At 43.9% G+C, this 18365-nt stretch carries 17 protein-coding genes; 2 read left to right on the plus strand and 15 right to left on the minus strand.

The genetic code is table 11. The annotated features are described in order from the left end of the window. Nucleotides 1-92: 92 nt before the first annotated feature. Nucleotides 93-1286 (minus strand): ornithine--oxo-acid transaminase, encoded by a 1194-nt coding sequence (locus tag MHI58_RS16425; protein ID WP_045034035.1) that lies wholly within the window; start codon nt 1284-1286, stop codon nt 93-95. Between the two features lie 209 nt (nt 1287-1495). Between MHI58_RS16425 and MHI58_RS16430 the strand changes: the two genes are divergently transcribed. Continuing rightward, nucleotides 1496-2938 carry a sigma-54-dependent Fis family transcriptional regulator gene (locus MHI58_RS16430; RefSeq protein ID WP_082055546.1) on the plus strand — a complete coding sequence of 481 codons (1443 nt, stop codon included), beginning with the start codon at nt 1496-1498 and terminating at the stop codon, nt 2936-2938. 227 nt (nt 2939-3165) lie between these two features. On the opposite strand, the gene MHI58_RS16435 is transcribed toward MHI58_RS16430, so the two are convergent. Both MHI58_RS16435 and rpoN read right to left on the minus strand, forming a co-directional pair. Continuing rightward, complete coding sequence (locus MHI58_RS16435; RefSeq protein WP_045034034.1) at nt 3166-3903, minus strand: FadR/GntR family transcriptional regulator; 738 nt, start codon at nt 3901-3903, stop codon at nt 3166-3168. Nucleotides 3904-4077: 174 nt separating this feature from the next. Beyond that, nucleotides 4078-5376: an RNA polymerase factor sigma-54 gene (gene rpoN, locus MHI58_RS16440; protein ID WP_045034033.1), complete on the minus strand. Its 1299-nt coding sequence runs from the start codon at nt 5374-5376 to the stop codon at nt 4078-4080. A 70-nt stretch (nt 5377-5446) separates the two neighbouring features. On the opposite strand from rpoN, the gene yvfG reads away from it, so the two are divergent. Beyond that, nucleotides 5447-5662, plus strand: coding sequence for a protein YvfG (gene yvfG, locus MHI58_RS16445; protein WP_017359206.1), 216 nt, complete (start codon nt 5447-5449; stop codon nt 5660-5662). A gap of 24 nt (nt 5663-5686) precedes the next feature. Here the strand turns inward: yvfG and MHI58_RS16450 are convergent, their stop codons facing one another. The 12 genes from MHI58_RS16450 to MHI58_RS16505 all read right to left on the minus strand — a co-directional run bounded on the left by MHI58_RS16450 (nt 5687) and on the right by MHI58_RS16505 (nt 18342). Beyond that, entirely contained in the window at nt 5687-7012 is a 1326-nt protein-coding gene (locus MHI58_RS16450) for an MATE family efflux transporter (RefSeq protein WP_045034032.1), read from the minus strand. 63 nt (nt 7013-7075) lie between these two features. Continuing rightward, complete coding sequence (locus tag MHI58_RS16455; protein WP_039169190.1) at nt 7076-7891, minus strand: ABC transporter ATP-binding protein; 816 nt, start codon at nt 7889-7891, stop codon at nt 7076-7078. A 13-nt stretch (nt 7892-7904) separates the two neighbouring features. Further along, entirely contained in the window at nt 7905-8720 is an 816-nt protein-coding gene (gene nikD / locus MHI58_RS16460; RefSeq protein WP_181566810.1) for a nickel import ATP-binding protein NikD, read from the minus strand. Between the two features lie 4 nt (nt 8721-8724). Beyond that, on the minus strand, nt 8725-9558 hold the full coding sequence (nikC, locus tag MHI58_RS16465) for a nickel ABC transporter permease subunit NikC (protein ID WP_045034030.1): 834 nt from the start codon (nt 9556-9558) through the stop codon (nt 8725-8727). Next, nucleotides 9555-10499 (minus strand): nickel ABC transporter permease subunit NikB, encoded by a 945-nt coding sequence (nikB, locus tag MHI58_RS16470; RefSeq protein WP_045034029.1) that lies wholly within the window; start codon nt 10497-10499, stop codon nt 9555-9557. Before nikB ends, nikC begins: the two co-directional genes overlap by 4 nt. A gap of 18 nt (nt 10500-10517) precedes the next feature. After that, complete coding sequence (gene nikA / locus MHI58_RS16475; RefSeq protein WP_041507794.1) at nt 10518-12137, minus strand: nickel ABC transporter substrate-binding protein; 1620 nt, start codon at nt 12135-12137, stop codon at nt 10518-10520. Nucleotides 12138-12301: 164 nt separating this feature from the next. Further along, nucleotides 12302-13465, minus strand: coding sequence for a DegT/DnrJ/EryC1/StrS aminotransferase family protein (locus MHI58_RS16480; protein ID WP_113766936.1), 1164 nt, complete (start codon nt 13463-13465; stop codon nt 12302-12304). Beyond that, the gene (locus MHI58_RS16485) at nt 13462-14151 is read right to left on the minus strand and encodes an acetyltransferase (protein ID WP_113766935.1); all 690 of its coding nucleotides are present in this window, start codon (nt 14149-14151) and stop codon (nt 13462-13464) included. Before MHI58_RS16485 ends, MHI58_RS16480 begins: the two co-directional genes overlap by 4 nt. Beyond that, nucleotides 14114-14707 carry a sugar transferase gene (locus tag MHI58_RS16490; protein WP_017359198.1) on the minus strand — a complete coding sequence of 198 codons (594 nt, stop codon included), beginning with the start codon at nt 14705-14707 and terminating at the stop codon, nt 14114-14116. The genes MHI58_RS16485 and MHI58_RS16490 overlap by 38 nt, the downstream gene beginning before the upstream one ends. Before the next feature lie 20 nt (nt 14708-14727). After that, nucleotides 14728-16257, minus strand: coding sequence for an MATE family efflux transporter (locus MHI58_RS16495; protein ID WP_113766934.1), 1530 nt, complete (start codon nt 16255-16257; stop codon nt 14728-14730). Between the two features lie 28 nt (nt 16258-16285). Continuing rightward, nucleotides 16286-17314, minus strand: coding sequence for a polysaccharide pyruvyl transferase family protein (locus tag MHI58_RS16500; protein WP_163116036.1), 1029 nt, complete (start codon nt 17312-17314; stop codon nt 16286-16288). After that, on the minus strand, nt 17314-18342 hold the full coding sequence (locus MHI58_RS16505; RefSeq protein ID WP_249855582.1) for a glycosyltransferase: 1029 nt from the start codon (nt 18340-18342) through the stop codon (nt 17314-17316). Before MHI58_RS16505 ends, MHI58_RS16500 begins: the two co-directional genes overlap by 1 nt. Nucleotides 18343-18365 lie beyond the last annotated feature (23 nt).

Here is an 18365-nt window from a genome sequence, read left to right on the forward strand (position 1 = left end):
CCCACTTTCACTCTTCTATTCATCAACCTTTGACAAAATTCGCCGTTCATTGAAAGAGAAAGGGAGAATTTGAAGGCTTCTCCCTTGATCATTTATGCTTGAAATAACGCTTGGATATGAGCAATTGCCCAATCCAAGTCTTCTTTTGAAATAGTAAGCGGCGGTGCAAATCGAATCACTGTCTCATGGGTTTCTTTGCATAACAGCCCTGCTTGCTTGAGCTTCTCACAATAAGGTCTAGCTGCCTCAGTCAGTTCCATCCCAATAAATAGTCCACGCCCGCGTACTTCCTTAATCACAGGACTTTGAATGCGTGATAGTTTGTCTTTGAAATATTGCCCAAGCTCCAATGAGCGCTCGGCAAGCTTCTCGTCGATTAAAACATCTAGTGCAGCAAGTGATACTGCGCACGCAAGAGGATTCCCGCCGAAGGTAGACCCGTGAGACCCTGGATTAAATACACCTAAAATATCACGGTTTGCGACAACACATGAGATCGGGAATACCCCACCGCCAAGTGCTTTACCAAGAATCAGCATATCCGGCTCAATGTCTTCCCAGTCGCATGCAAACATCTTGCCAGTCCGCGCTAATCCCACTTGAATTTCATCTGCGATCAATAACACATGTTCCTTCTCACAGATCGCTTTTGCCTCTTTTATAAAGCCCTCAGGCGGCATGACAATGCCCGCTTCTCCTTGAATCGGTTCAAAGAGAAAAGCTGCTGTTTGCGGAGTGATCGCTTCGCGTAACGCCTCAATATCTCCATAAGGGATGAGCTTTATGCCTGGAAGCATCGGACCGAAACCTCTTTGATATTCTGCTTCCGAAGAAAGTGACACAGCCGTCATTGTACGACCATGAAAATTCCCGGTACATGCAATGATTTCTGCCCGATTCTCTTCGATTCCCTTGACATCATAGCCCCATCGTCTCGCTGCCTTTATCGCCGTTTCCACAGCCTCGGCACCCGTATTCATCGGCAATGCCATCTCTTTATTCGTTAATTTGCAAATCTTCTCATACCATGGGCCAAGCTGATCATTATGGAAGGCCCTTGATGTGAGTGTCACGCGGTCAGCTTGTGTTTTAAGCGCTTCAATAATGCGGGGATGGCGATGTCCTTGGTTCACTGCAGAATATGCACTGAGCATATCCATGTAGCGGTTGCCCTCAGGATCAGTCACCCACACTCCCTCAGCCTCTGAAATCACAATTGGCAACGGATGATAGTTCGCCGCACCGTATTGTTCTGTTTGATGAATCAATGCTTTTGTCTGTGTCATCGTGTATTCCTCCTTCTATAAGCTTGCCTCTTTTGATTGGGTTCATCTTCACTCTTATATTATGCAAGGATCATGCCAACTTAGTGATCGCTCTGTATCTAGGATTGTGCTCATCTTTAACGCAAAATAATTTTGCATATGCAAATTTTTTTAGAGGAAACCGCAAAATTTTTCATGTAAAATAGAGGTAATGTCTGGAGGTGGCGCAAGTGAAAAAAGATCAGCATACCGCAAAGTTCGAAAATGAGATTGATCTATATAAACAAATGCTCGATTTAATTGATGTTGGGGTTCACGCCATTGATGAAAATGGAAATACCATTGTTTATAACAAAAAAATGATGGAGATCGAATCTTTAAAACGTTCTGATGTCCTTTATAAAAATGTCTTAGACCTCTTTGTGTTTCAGGATGAGATGCACAGTACACTTGTCCAAGCGCTGCGAACCGGGAAACAGACGGTTCATGCAAAGCAGACGTATCACAACTACAATGGAAAAGAAATCACAACGATTAACCATACATACCCGCTCGTTCGAGACGGTTTGATTCAAGGGGCGGTTGAAATTTCGAATGATGTCACGAAACTGGAACGGCTCATTCATCACAATATGAAGAAAAAAGGAAACACACGCTTTACATTTGATTCAATCATTGGGGAGAGTCCTCCCTTTTTAGAAGTGATTGAACATGCGAAACGAGCCACACGTACCTCTTCTTATGTGCTAATTGTTGGTGAGACAGGGACGGGGAAAGAGCTATTTGCACAAAGCATTCATAATGGTAGCAGCCGTTCATCTGGACCATTTATTACGCAGAATTGTGCAGCACTGCCTGATAACCTGATTGAAAGTCTGCTTTTTGGAACACAAAAAGGGGCTTTTACAGGGGCAACAGATCAGCCCGGTCTATTCGAACAAGCACAAGGAGGGACTCTGCTTTTAGATGAGATCAACTCATTACACCCAGCTCTTCAAGCAAAACTATTGCGCGTCTTGCAAGAGAAACGTGTAAGAAGGTTAGGCAGCACAAAGGAAATCGCCATTGATGTGAGAGTGATTGCTAATATGAATGAGGACCCTGTGGATGCGATCGCAGGTGGACGAATGCGAAAGGATTTATTTTACCGGCTTGGCATTGTCACCTTGTTTATCCCGCCACTCTCTGAGCGAAAAGAAGACATCCCCACATTTGTCATGCATTTTATTCAAAAATATAATGAACTGTTTCAAATGAATGTGAAGGCGGCTGATGAAGAGGTACTTGCCCTGTTCCAAGCGTATCATTGGCCGGGCAATGTAAGAGAACTGGAGCATGTGATTGAGGCTGGAATGAATATGATGATGGACGAAAAATACTTAAGCATGCATCACCTTCCTTACCATTTCCGTTTCAAGCAAGGAGAAGGACGTCCTAGTGAACACATGCAGAAGAGTCCGCTTAATCTAGCAGCTGCAGCTGATACGTTTGTCTACACGAGCTCAGATCATACAACTGACTTCCAAACCCAAATGGAACGATTTGAAAAACAATACATCGTCCATTACTTAAATAAAATGGACGACAATATTTCACAGACTGCAAAGATATTGGGCATGAGCAGGCAAAGTCTGCAATATCGAATGAAAAAGCTGCATATTTCTCTTCAATAATAGAGCTGTGCCCTTATGTGGCACAGCTTAGATTGTTGACAAAGGGCTAAAATGACCTTTATTTTAGCCCTTTGTCTTCTTTTCAGCGTGATAGAAAACCTTTGCAGTCTAGGAAGGACGAGCACTGGCACGGAGCGAATTTGACAATCGTGAGTACCAGCGCGCAGGACTGACAAAGAATGCGAGGGTTTGTCTACACGCTGAGCTGTGCCGTTTTTCGGCACAGCTTATTGTATATCTGGCTTTCCTTCCTGTTCTTGCAGCACATCACCAAGAAGTTGTTCTACTTTTTCCAAATGTGTAAGCATCGCCCTCTCCGCTTCTTCTGGCTGCTTGTCCATGACAGCTTGATAAATACGTTCATGGTCTTTATAAAGCTGACGTATGGACGCTTTTCTTGAAAATAACACGATTTTTCTCGTTTCCCGCATCGTTTCAATTAATAAGGATGAGACCTGATTCATTAACGCCGCCAGTAAATGATTCTTTGAGGCTTTAGCGATGGCAAGATGAAATGCGAGGTCTGCCTCTTCACCAATTTCTTTATGCGCTTCTGCACGCTTCATTTGTTCTAGTGCCTCATGCAGTCGATGGAGGTCCTCGTCTGTCCGCAGCAATGCTGCCTTTTTGACAGCACCTGATTCAATGATTGATCTCACTTCAAGAAGCTGCGTGATATCCTGCTGCTTCATCAAAAAAGCAGGAGATAAACAAAATGTGAGCTGCTCAGGATCGAACTGCTTCACATATGTGCCTTCTCCTTGCTTCATCTCTATTAATCCGATCGCTTTCAGAGCGGACAGCGCCTCTCTCACAGCGGAACGGCTGACTTGAAAGTTTTCAGAAAGTGCTTGAACCGAGTCTAATTTTTCGCCCGGAAGAAGCTCCCCCGTTCGAATGGATTCGACTAATGCATCCGCAATTTCTTCATATATTTTTTTCGTTTTGATTTGTTTATATTTCAATTGGTCTCACCTCATCACTGTTGTCTACCCTATCGGCTCATGCCCTATCTTATACTTTACCCCAAAATTTCAAATCACACGTCTTCCCTTTTTTCAATTCTCAAGAAATCTTCTATCACTCTTCCACTCATCAAAAAAGAAGCACGTGCCATTGTTTCTGGCATGTGCTTCTTTTTAATCATATCGCTTCCGCAGCGTGGAAGACGGAAGGTTCATTTGTTCACGATATTTGGCAATGGTTCTGCGAGAGACGCGGATACCAAAGGTTTGCTGAAGCTGCGTCATGATTTGCTGATCTGAATACGGTTTTTTCTTATTTTCTGATTGAATCAGCTCTGCAATGTGGGTCTTCACTGTGTAGCTGGATGCTTCTTCGAGCGAATGCCCTTCTAGTTTCGCTTGGAAAAACTGTTTCATTTCCATTAACCCATAAGGGGTCTGCACCATTTTCCCTTTGACTGTTCGACTCACTGTCGACTCATGCACTTGTAATATATCTGCAACCCGCTTCATAGTAAGCGGTTTCATTTTATGCTTCCCTGTCAGGAAAAAATCAGTCTGTTGTAAGATAATCTCACGAACGACATTTGTCATCGTTTGTTTTCTCTGCTTCAGCGCTTGAACAAGCCAATTGTACTGCTGATGCTTTTCCTTTAAATATGCATATGCTTCATGCCGCTTTTGATCTTGAATCATGGCGAAATACCCTTCATTCATTTCAATGTCCGGAAAAGCACGCTGGTTCAGCTCGAATGTGATGTGACCTCCCGCAGCTGTAATCAACACATCTGGTTCTATATACACATCCTCTTCTTCATAAGAGAAATGAAGGCCTGGTCTTGGTTCGAGAAGCGACACCTCATCTTGTATGGCTTGCAGGGTTTTCAAAGGTATACCTGTTTTTGCCGCGATTTCCTTCCAAGCCTTCCTTGCGAACAGAAAGAAATGCCCTTCGATGATCAGCTCTGCTTCATACCAGCGTTCCTTTTTTCGTCTAAGCTGGAGCAGGATACATTCTTGCAATGATCTAGCGCCAATACCGGCAGGCTCTAATGATTGAAGCTGATGAAGAACGGCCTCTACTTCTTCTGCCGAAGCCTGTAACACAGCGGCCATTTGGTCAACCGATTCATTTAAATAACCATTGGAATCAATGGACTCAATCATGAATTGAAAAATCCTTTGATTCTTTTCACTTAAATTCAAATCAATGGCCTGTCTCTTTAAATACATTTGCAGGCTTTCTTTTTGATGCGTACGATACGGCTCTGTCATTCGATCTTGCGTTCTTTTATGATAAACTGGTTGATAGCTGTCCGTGTCTTTCCGCTCAATCAGAGGGTTCTCAAGCGCTAACTGATCAAGATACTCACCCAGCTCTGCACAATTCAATTGCAGCAGCGTAATCGCCTGCCTGAGTTCTTGCGTGAGTACCTGCTTTAATACTAGTTCTTGTTGCAGTTTAAGGCTCATTGTCTCCCCTCCCTCTCATCATTTTACATGAAGATTGACGGACCGTATATACGAAATAGGAGTGATTTCCATGTCTGAACTTTTTTCCGTTCCATATTTTATTGATAACTTAAAACAGCATATTGCCATGAATCAACATGAAGACAAGATTCATGCCATGAACGCTTATTATCGTTCGGTGGTTTCTACACTTGTGCAGGACCAATTGACGAAAAATGCTGTTGTCTTGAAGCGAATTCAGCATCTCGATGAAGCGTACCAAAAGGTGAAAAAAGAAAGCGAATAAATGGACGAAAAACAACACCCTTTCTCATGATTGCAAAGGGTGTTTTTCATGCAGGAAAAGCTTTTGATCCAGCTTCGATTTGTACATCATCAAAAAGCCGGACCGCCCTACAGTATAAATGATAAAGGCAAACCATAGTCCGTGATTGTGCCATATCGGAATGACTGCCGCCTGAACAGCCACAAACAAAATCATCGCAAACAGCATTGAATTCCTAACAGGAGCAATTTCTGTCGCACCTGTGAATACACCATAAATCACCAAGCCAAAACAAGCAGCAAACGGATAAAGAACGAGCCAATCGGCATATTGCAGTGTCACATCAAGAAGCTGAGGCAAATTTGTAAACAGGCTTAAAATCGGTACTTTAAAGAAAAAGTAACCTGCCGCAATGACACATGCCATCACAACTGCCCATTGTCTCGAAAGGGTTAATGTTTTATCATAAAGCGCTCGGTCGTTCGCACCTACTGATCTACCGACAAGGATGCTGGACGCATTGGCAAATCCATCGAACAAATAGGCCATGATGTAGTGAATTTGAAATAAAATAGCATTCGCCGCCAATTGCTCTGTTCCGAAAGAAGCTCCCTTTGCTGTAAACATGTTGATCACAACAAGCAGACAGATCGTTCGGATAAACAAGTCTTTATTCACATGAAACATTTTCTTTACTGCACGTGTGTCCATCACCTGCTGGATAGACGGCATCCGAAAACCGTTTGACGTATGCTTCAAGATGATCCAGGCCCCTAACACAAAAGCAGTGAGTTCAGAGATCAATGTCGCCGCTGCCACACCTTTGACGGCAAAAGAAAACGCATGAACTAAGATCAATGCCAAGATCATATTCATGACATTGATCAAAATTTGTAAAGAAAGGGCTTCTTTCATTTTTGCCATCCCCATCAGCCAGCCAAGTATGACGTAATTCATCAAGGTAAATGGCGCTCCCCAGATCCGAATATGAAAATAGTCCGCTGCATATTCGCGTACATCAGCAGCAGGAGAGATGATCCATAATGCGGATTGAATAATGGGCCATTGAAGAGCAATAAAACAAAGCCCGACGATAATAGCCAGCAAAAAAGGCCTTAGAAAAGCAAGAACACCCTGCTCCTCGTTCTGCGCTCCGTTTGCTTGGGCGGCAAAAGCAGATGTACTTACCCGTAAAAAGCCAAACAGCCAGTACAATGTACTAAAAATGAGACTGCCGACTGCGACGCCTCCTATATAAGCGGGGTTGGCAAGCTGGCCAACAACTGCTGTATCGACAGCTCCAAGTAATGGCGTGGTCATCGTTGAAATGGTTAAAGGGATCGCCAAAGCTAAATATGCTCGATGGTTCACGATGCCACCTGCCTTTCATGAAAAATAGCCTCTCTTAAAAGAGGCATTGAGGGAATGAAAAAGTTAACGAACCGGCCTGCCAATCGTTCGAGACAAAGGGTGGCTGGCGAGCGTTGCCTCCTTCATTTTCAGCACAGCTTCGTGCTCTGATAGAAAGAAATCATCCTTCGATTGAAACTGAGCCACAAGTTCACCCTGATCAAGAATCGCTAATTGATCACTTAAATGATAGGCCGCTGTCAAATCATGTGTGATAAATAAGTATGCAAGCTTCAGCTCTTTCTTTAATTCGACTAACAAATCTAAAATGACTGCCTGCGTAACCATATCTAAGCTACTGACTGATTCATCCAGCACAATGAGCTTTGGCTGAAGCACCAGTGCTCTGGCGATGTTGATCCGCTGTAGCTGGCCGCCGCTAAATTGGTATGGGTACTTGGACAAATCCTGCTCACTGAGCCCTACTCTTTCTAACCAGTGAATGAGTATATGCTGACGTTTTTTACGGGTCATTGGTTCATAGTTTTCAAGCGGCTCAGATAGAATTTGTTCCACTGTCCACCTTGGATTAACCGCTGAATATGAATCTTGAAATACCGCTTGTACATGTCGGCGGAAATGCTGATGTGTCCGCTGATCTGCACGAATGATATCCTGACCTTCAAACAGAACTTGTCCGACCCTCGGCTTCTCTAGTCCAAGGATGATGCGGCCGAGTGTACTTTTCCCTGCGCCACTTTGACCTAATAATCCAAGACAAGTGCCTTCTTCAATGGTCAAATGAACGTTTTTCAGGACAGGGGTTCTCCCTTTTGTCCTCATCAGAAACGATCGGTTGCCATATGAATGACTAACTGCTTTCACTTCTATTAAATGCAACGGTCTTCTCACCTCAAATCGTGCAAACAGCTGGCATGGATGGACGAGCTGCTAAAAGTTTCTTTGTATAATCATGCTTCGGGTGTTCAAAAAGCTCAAGAACTTCAGCCTTTTCAACGATTTTTCCTTGTTTCATCACCACGACCTCGTCTGCCATTTCTGCAATCACACTAAGATCGTGGGTAATGAGCAAAATCGCCGTTCCGTATTCATGACGAATTTGATTCAAGTGCTCAAGCACCAGCTTCTGATTGTGTACATCTAATGCGGTTGTCGGTTCATCTGCGATGATCAGAGGCGGATGCATACAGGCAGCCATAGCAATCATGACACGCTGGAGCATCCCCCCGCTTAATTCAAAAGGGTATTTACTCAGTAATTGATCTGGATGGGGCAGGTTCATTTTCTCTAAGGCTTTAATTGCCTGGACCCGTGCCTGCCTTTTACTGACAGCTGTATGCCTGCGGATTGTTTCAATCAATTGATGTCCAATCGTCCATACAGGCGTAAAGCTATTCATTGGATTTTGCATGATATATGAGAGATCTTTGCCACGAATAGACCGCATATGCTGTTCACTCAAACCGATCAATTCTCGACCTTGTAGAGTGATACTGCCTGTCACTTCCGTTGTTTTTCGATCAAGCATGTTTAAGATCGACATACTTGTCACCGTTTTTCCGCATCCGCTCTCACCAATTAATCCAACAATTTGACCGCGCTTTACCTCAAATGCTATTTCCTGAACGAGAGAAATGGTTCCTTGCGGCGTTTTCGTATGCACATGCAGGTTTTCTATGTTTAAAATAGACTCTTCCAACTGACTCATTCCTTTACACACGACGTTTGATGCCATATTTCTCTGAAAGGGCTTCTCCCAGTAAGTTGAATAGAATGACCACAGCCATAATCACAAGGCCCGGATAAAGCATCAGCTGAGGATTTGTTTGAATATAAGATTTTCCTTCATGGATCATCGCTCCCCATTCAGGCGTAGGTGGCTGAACCCCTAAGCCTAGAAAAGACATGGCGGAAATGTCCATAATCGCCCAGCCCATTTCAAGTGTGCCCACAACTGCGAGTGGCGGCAGTACATTCGGAATCATATGCTTTCTCATGATATTCCAATGGGAAGTACCACTAATCTTCGCAGCTGCAATAAAGTTTTGTTCTTTTAAACTAAGGACCATCCCTCGAAAGACGCGAGCGTAATACACCCACTGTACAAGCATCAAAGCCAGCACCACTTGAGAAAGCCCCGGTCCAAAAATACCGACTAATCCAAGGATCAGTACCAAATTCGGAAATGCCATGACCCCGTCGCACAATCTCATCAATACGTGATCGATCCAGCCCCCTTTATATCCAGATATCAGCCCTACGATTAAACCGATAGATAGAGAGGAAACAAAGATTAACAACGCACAGCCTAGTGAAATACGAGCACCATATAGAATACGAGATAAATTACATCTTCCCAATTGGTCGGTGCCTAGAGGATACTCCCATGAAGAACCCTTTAGTTTCATTGCAAGATTAACAGCAGAAGGGTCATGCGGAGCGATCCATGGTGCACATACCGTCACAATGAGCAGGAGACCGAGCAGCACCACACAGATCGAGATCATCTTTTGATGATAGAAGAGGTGTTTTACTTTTGTCATCATGGCTGGCGGCCTTCCTTTCTAGAAATACGGGGGTCAATGAGCAGCTGAAGGAGATCAACCATCAAACTACTTAAGATAAAGATACACGCCGCCATCAACACATAAAATTGAATGACCGGCAGATCCCGGTTAAAGATCGCTTCTATAAAAAATCGTCCAAATCCAGGCCATGAAAAAACAGCCTCTACAATAATAGTCCCTGTGAGCAGCTTGCCAAGATTCACGCCAAGTCCTGTCAGCATTGGTGATATTGCCATTCTGAAGACATGTTTGAACATAATCGATTGTTCCTTTAACCCTCTCATTCTCGCATATTGAACAAAAGGCTCGTGAAGCGTCTCACTCACACTCGCTCGCAATAATCTCGTATACATCGCAATTAACGGCACAGCCAGGGTAATGGATGGCAGTACAAGATGTTCCCATGTACCAACACCTTCAACAGGTAAAAGATCGAGTTTCACTGAAAAAAAGAAGATGAGCAAATATCCCAAAACAAAGGTCGGGATAGATGCTCCTAGGAAGGAAATCATCCGGCTCACATGATCTACAACGCCATTTTTTCTCAACCCGCTGAAAAAGCCCAGTGGGATACTGACACAAATTGCGATCAGCAGACTAGTGAACGCCAATTGAATCGTCGCAGGTATTCGATAGATCACCTCATCAAGCACAGGCTGATTGGTCATATACGACCGCCCAAAATCAAGACGGACGACTTTTCCAATCGTATGAAGGTACTGCATGTAAAAAGGTTCATCTAAACCAAATTCACTTCGTTTTTGGGCTAATACCTCATCAGTAGGCTGAATATGAGCCGCTGCTAAATATGCCTCCGCTGGATCAACTGGTGACAGATGAATCATGCCAGTTGTGAACAGTGTGGCTAGTAGAAATACAGGAATGATGGATAACATTCGTTTGATGATATAGCGGCTCATTTGCTTACCTTCCTTCTGTTACTTCAGCTTGATGCCTGTGAAAGGATGTTCATCTCGATTCGCAGGGAAATCAAAGTCCTTCACATCTTTTTGATAAACAGCTGTCTTTTTAAAATAAGAAATTGGCACAATCGCCCCTTGATCTTGCAAGGATGATAAGACGGACGAATAAAGTGCTTTACGTTTGTTTTCATTAGTTGTTGATGGAATCTCCGTCATTTCTTTGATCAGCTTATCTTTATTCGGATACGCTGAGATCGCCTCTTTGAATCCAAAACCATCTGATGAGACAACGTTCATAAATGTATGCGGATCATACGGCGCTCCATAATTGCTAAAGAAGTTCATATCAAACTTGTTCGCTTTAAACCGCTGAACCTGCGTCGCCAGCTCGACACCTTCAAGTTTGACGCCGACCCCAATGGCTGCCCATTCTGCCTGCAGTGTTTCAGCCATTGTTTTTTGAATCGATTCTGCTGAGTCATACATCATACTAAACTCAAGCGTTTTTCCGTCTTTTTCGCGTATGGTTTTTCCTTTCGGAAGCGTCCAGCCTGCTTCATCCAGTAAAGCCTTCGCTTTGTCCACATCATATTGGAAAGATTTCACCCGGATGCCTGACGTATATGGCATGTTGGTCGGCAAGATGTGATCTGCTACATCCTCTAAACCAGAGGTCACACCTTCCACCAATGATGTTTTATTGATCGCATACTGAAGAGCGTGACGCACTTTCTCATCTGACAGCTGATCGATTTTTGTGTTCATGACAAGCTGTCTTGTGGCTACAGGCTCTGACATCTTTGTTTCATACTTGCCGCTCGCCTCTAATTGTTTAAAAGCATCGAGGCTAATCGTTCCTTCTCCATAAAGTAAATCTACATCGCCTTTTTCAAATGCCATCACTCTTGTTTCGGCATCTGGAATGACCTTCACTTTGATTTCTTTGACCTTTGGTTTCTCTCCCCAGTAGTGGTCATTTCGTTCAAAGATCGCGTAATCATCTTTTTTGTACGTCTTTAATACCCAAGGACCTGTCCCCACTGGTTTTTCGATTCCTTTTGATGTATCTCCGTTTTTTGGAAAACCTGCTTCGCCTAGGAAACGAACGGGGCGCACAACAGCTAACTCTTGAACAGTTGGATAATAAGGCTCAGTTAATGTGAGTTTAAACGTTTGCTTGTCCACTGCTTCTGTCTTTTTGATTTTCTTTATGACACCTAACCAGCTATGTACTTCTTTGTTTTTTAAAATCGCATCAAAATTCTTTTTCACAATATTCGCATTAAATTTAGATCCATCTGAGAACGTGACATTGTCTCTTAGATGGAACGTATACACCTTGCCATCCTTGGAAACATCCCATGATTTTGCTAGTTCAGGTTTAAGCTTTCCATTTTTTTGATAGCTCACCAATGGTTCGTAAATCATGGATTGGGCAAACAATTGTGATGGATTGTATATGTGCGGGTTCATTTCGCCAATATCTCTTGGCCATGCCATGGTGATCATATTGGGATGATCCTTGTCTCCACTTGCTCCATTATTTGCTTGAGAACAGCCTACTAGTAAGAAGATCAGTAGGATAGGTAATATTGCATTTATTTTAATTTTCGGAAAATTACTCCAAATAGACATAAGTTGCTCCTCCTAATTGATGCTGATAATCATTTTCATTTTAAGGAGGAAGGACACCGTTGTCAATATCATATTTGAAACGAAATGACAATATATATTCCTTATTATTCCACAAATTAAGAAATTTGTTAAAAAGAGAGGCAGGCTGCTGATGAACGAGCAGCCTATGTGGAGGGTAATGCTTTCTTTTGCAGAGCGTTGTACAGTGTATCAATGACAAGCTCCTGTTCCGCGTCTGTCATGCTTGTACCAGATGGCAGGCAAAGACCTGTCTCAAATAACAACTCAGATGCAGGGACTTCATCGGCTGTTGTATAAAAAGGACAACCATGAAAGAGCGGCTGCTGATGCAGTGGCTTCCATACACGCCTTGCTTCGATCTGCTTTTGTTCTAAAGCATCTATCATCTCTACTGGAGACATCTGTGCATGATGATCAATGGTGAATGTGGTCAGCCAGCGGTTTGATGTGGTTTCTTGATATTCTGGCATAAATTGAATGCCTTCAATATCGGCTAAAGCATCTTGATAACGCTCGAAAATGCGGCGTTTTTGCTGAACACGCTCCTCTAACACTTCCATTTGTGCAATTCCTACACCTGCGAGTAGGTTGCTCATCCGATAGTTATATCCCTCCTCTTGATGTTCATAGTGTAGAGCATGTTCTCTTGCCTGTGACGCGAGAAATCGGCAGCGGTCGATGGCGGCTTCATCATCACTGACAAGCATTCCGCCTCCTGATGTTGTAATGATTTTATTTCCGTTAAAAGAGTACACACCGAACCTGCCCATTGAACCGCTTTTTCTTCCTTTATATATACTGCCTAACGATTCAGCCGCATCTTCAATGATTGGCACATCATATGCCTCACACACCGCTATGATTTCATCCATTTTCGCACTTTGTCCGTATAAATGAACGACAATAACCGCACGGGGTCTTTTCCCAAGTCGTTTTGTTTCAGCGAAGGCTTTCTCTAACGCCAGCGGACACATATTCCATGTCTCTTTTTCTGAATCAATAAAAACAGGCGTCGCTTGTTCATATAAAATAGGATTTGCACTGGCAACAAATGTGAGAGTGGAACAAAAGACCATATCTCCCTTTTGAACACCAATGAGTTTTAAGGCAAGGTGAATGGCCGCTGTACCTGAAGATAATGCTGCTCCTCTCTTCACCCCTGCATAATCTGCGACTACTTGCTCAAATTCATTTACAAGCGGTCCTAATGGTGCAATCCAGTTGCTCTTAAATGCCTCCTCTATTTTCATCTGTTCTTTTCCACTCATATGAGGAGGAGATAAGTAGATTCGTTTCCTGTCTCTCATGATTTCCCACCTTCTCTTCGATCTTTGATCTCAATTGCAGGAACGCCTACGGCGACTTTCTGATCATGTATATCTCGGGTCACTGCCGCTCCTGCGCCGATCACTGCCCAGCTTCCAATGGTTCTGCCAGGTATGACAGCAGCCCCAGCTCCAATATGAGCACCCTCTCGCACAGAGACACAGCCGGTGAGCACAGCTCCCGGGGATAGGTGCGTAAAGGATTCGAGAAAGCAGTCATGCTCCACGATAGAACCGGTGTTGATAATGGCATGCTCACCAATTACTGCATCTGCTTGCACAACAGCCCTTGCCATCACAACCGTTCCTCGGCCAACCTTCGTTGACGAGCTCACAACTGCCTCTGGATGAATCAGTGTGGCAAATGCCCTCTCTTCAAATGCGAGACGTTCTTTGATCCTCTGTCTGATTTCGTTTTGCCCAATGGCAATCAGCCATTGCACATCAGGTATTTCATCTCTTACCTTTTGACTCATAGAAATGGGACCATACAGAATGCCGGTTTGAGTGTCAGCTTCCTCAAATCGATCGTCTAGTACAGCACCCAATGAGTAATCAGGATGCAAAAAAATCAACTCCTGTATAACCTTACTGTGTCCACCAGCCCCTATTAAGCCAATGGGCTGCTCTTTACGTATCGGTTCCTTTGAATTTTTCAGCTGTTGCATGATTTGGCTGCTGCACCCCTTCTGTTTTGATGACTTTCAGCAAGGTCATCCATAAGATTTTCATATCGAGCCAAAACGATTGGTGCTCTACATACCAGAGGTCATAGGTGAATTTCTCCTCCCAAGAGAGAGTATTCCTCCCATTCACCTGGGCCCATCCAGTGATACCAGGCTTCACAAGATGACGCTTCGCTTGCTCCTCTGTGTACATTTGTAAATACTCCATTAAAAGCGGTCTTGGTCCAACGAGACTGATTTCCCCTTTGAGTACATTGACAAGCTGCGGCAATTCATCAAGACTGAGCTTACGAATAAAGGCGCCGGTTTTTGTTAATCGAAGATGGTCTGGAAGCAGTACGCCATGTTCATCGCGTTCCTCGGTCATCGTCCGAAATTTATAAAGCATAAACGGCTGTCCGTACAGACCAGGTCGTTCTTGTCGAAACACCACAGGAGCTCCGATTTTCCACCGAATGAGTCCATAGATGAGAAGGAAAAGGGGGCTGCCTGCGATGAGCAGGGTCAAAGCCACGACCACATCTATTATTCTTTTCATCATTGCTTCTCCTTTCCACACTAGCGAGAGACAGCCCGTTCAATAGCAGCTTGTTTCACCTTACGCATGAGCTGTATCCGCTCTTGTTTTGTTCCTGCAAATTGATACAAATAGCCTAAGTAGAGAACGAAACATATTCCGCCAATACAAAATAGCTCCCACCATCTCGTCACATCATACACAGCCTGAATGCCGGCACAGATCCCCCATATAAACAGAGCCCCAAACAGCGGAACGACTGTATGTTTGTAAAAGATGGTACTTTTCTGTTTCGTGATCTTGGCTGTATACAATGGGAGAAAAACGATATTTTTCATCAATAAAACAACGGCCCCTGCTGATGCAATGCCATATAACCCAAGCTGAAGTAGGTGAGTCAGTCCATAGGCGAACAGGACATTGGAACCGCCTAATATGAGTGTCACAACCGCCGGCACTTTAAATCGGTTAAAGGCAGTCGGTACATAGGTCAGCGGTAAAAACATCAACGTGAAACACAAATAAGCCGCATGAATCATCAGCAGCCATTTTAGATCCTCAAAGGCTGGTCCAAGCCATAACAGCATGAGCGGACCGGCAAGACCTCCTAACAGAGCCGCGGGGAATGCCACAAATAAACCACTCCATTTCATGGCATTGGCGGCGTATTGAATGAGCCCCTGCTCGTCTTGATTTGAATATAATTTTGTGATCGTTGGCGCAAACACAACCGCAAGTGTCCCTGCAAGGGTGCGCAATAATAATGGAAATTGTAAAATGGCGGCATACTGTCCAGTCGCTTCTGCCCCAATCAGTAAGTTGGTCATCAATAAATCGATTTGTAAAAACAACAAAATGCCCATTTGCTCAAATGAATGCCACACCCCTGATCGAACCAGCGTGAGACTTGAAGATAAAGAAACGTACCGCCACTTAAACGAAAACCAAGGAATGAGTTTCTTAAAATAATAGAGACCCATTCCCAAAGCGGCGAAACTCCCCATAACGGCTGCAAGCGGAATATGCCAGATGGCTGGTGTCGTCACAGTAAATAACAGTACAATCACAAGCGCCCTGCCAAACATCTGAATGGCCTGTCCAACACTCGATACATATAATTTGTTCGCATAAAACGGTGCCGCCCCAATACCAGACATGACGAAATTGAGCATAAATAAAAGACCCCCTAACACAAAGGCGATCTGTGTATCTTTTGCAAGATGAGCAGGCACATGAAGCCAGTCAACCAGCTGCTGAGACATGAATAGACAAAGTAAAAAAAGACAGATGGATAAAAGAAGAGAACTGACAAAATAGGAAGCGAGATAGCGCTGCGCTTGTTCCATCTCTCCTTTATGAGCCGCAACAGAAAAAAAACGCACCACCACAGCACTTAATGAAGCCGTAATGACCGATAAATAGTTGATCATATTTTGCGTCAGATGAATCAGACCAAACGCTTCCACTCCAAGTGTATGAACAATGTAAGGCGTTAAACAAACAGACATCAGCATCATCAAGAAAAACGTCATCACATTTGCACTGACATTGTAAAGAAACGCACGGTTCATGGTGATTTCACGCAGTGTTTAAGGGCCTTCATCCAACTTCCTCTCCCTTTTGTCTGCTTGTTTTCATATGCTGATGAATGGCCTTTTTCACCGCTTCCTCCGTTGGTTCCTTCAAAAGGGTCATAAACGGCAAGTGCGCTACCCATTCATATCCTTCCATGACTTTATGATCAAACGACCTGATGACAACACACGGTGTATGTGTGATCGCACAAAAGATCATGCCATGCAGTCGATCTGTCACGACAACTTGTGCCTGTCTCAACTGCGTCCATAGCGTGGATAATTCCTCTAAACGAGTCGTTCGATTCACTCGCTTACCAATGGTCGTTGTGATAAAACCAACTTGATCATACGTTTCTTTGATATGCTCCTGCAGTTGTTCTCGTTTCTCTTTCGTGAGATACGCCTCCTTATCCTCACGCAGACAAAGTAGCACACCTTTACGGGTTTGACTCTTTGATGTTTCGTCTAATGTCAGGACCATATCAGGCTGTTTCCACACCTCTTTATTAGGAAAATGCTTCTTCATCCATTGATAGGTGGTTTGATCTCTTGCCATCAAGAGAAGCCTCGGGTGTTGCTGATATGCTTGAATAGCGCGGCGTTCTTCTCTTTTCCCTCTCTTTGTTTCTGTAAAATGAGCAGTAGCGGGCAGCTGAATGACGGGATAAGACTTAAAGGCGTTCATGATAAATTGTCTTGTCCATTCTTCATATCGATATAAATCGCCCATGTTGCCCCCGCCGATAATACAGACAATGTCCTCTGGGTGCCGTGCGTGCTTCAGCGGACGTGCTAGACGATACATCTCCTGCATGTCTACTTCTATGATTTGATAGTCTGGAAAGTGCTTTTGTAGAAAACAGCAGCTGGCATAGGCAATCGCGTGATCACCTAAGTTGTCATGTGCCGGCAGCAGCGTGAGAATGATTTTCTTCTGATGACGCAGCTCTGGCAGTCTTTGGCGGCTCAACCTATATTGAAGTGGATACTTGACCTTTAAGAGCAGCCACTCTGCGGCATGTGCTTTTAATTGCTGCAATGTCACACTCATCACCCCGATTTTCTCGTTTGATATTCAATCCATTTTTGATAGCTTGAAGCTGCGGCAGAGAGCGGATACACCCACTGCATCCTAGCAAGGAATAAGATCATTCGCTTTCGTACAGTCAGCTTCGATGGTTCCACTTGTTTCACAGCCTTCTGAAAAGCTTCATGTGTCACCATTTCACGCATATGACCAAGCTTTTTTTGAAAGGAAAGGGAATTTTGGCTCTTCCATTCATTGAGCATACAATGCAGCGTATGATTCACGATAAAAAAGTAAAAAGCCTCCTCATATGGTGTCAGCTCATCATGCTCTTTTAAAAACAAACGCTGTGCGTCATAAAACGCCAGTCCATGCTGAAAATACTGCTTTTGATATCGCTGGACAATGGATGACAAATGAACCCGGTAATAATAAAGCGGCTCATGAACAAAGGCAATGACACGTGATAAAGAAAAACAGCGCAGCGTGACATATTGATCTTCAATATTCTCAAGCTCACCTCTCAATGGAAAACGGATATGATATTTTTCGATAAACGCCCGCCGATACAGCTTATTCCATGAGAATCCCGTGATCTCACCATGTAATAACGATTTTATTAAACTTGTCTTATCGGCTTTCTGCTGCGCTAACAGCGTCGTCGGTATGATCCGTTTTGACTGTTCAAATTGAATCCAATATTCACTGACAACAAGATCGGCACCAGTGTTTTCGGCTTCTTGATATAAAGCCTCACAGTATTGAGGAGCGAGAACATCATCTGAATCAACAAAGGCAAGATACGTTCCTGCTGCTTCTTCTATGCCCCTGTTCCTCACCGCTCCGAGCCCTTGATTGGTTTGGTGAATCACCCGAAATCGCTCATCACGCGCAGCAAACGCTTCAAGGATGTCTCCACTGTGATCGGTAGATCCATCGTTAATGAGGATGACCTCTATATCTGAAAAGCTTTGGTCTGCAATCGATTGAAGACACTGCTCCACATATTGACTAGTGTTATAGACTGCGACCAATAGACTGATAGCTGGCATGACAGCAAGCCCCACCTTTCTTC

Source organism: Bacillus sp. FSL K6-2869 (genome assembly GCF_040869405.1).
GTDB lineage: Bacteria > Bacillota > Bacilli > Bacillales > Bacillaceae > Bacillus > Bacillus altitudinis.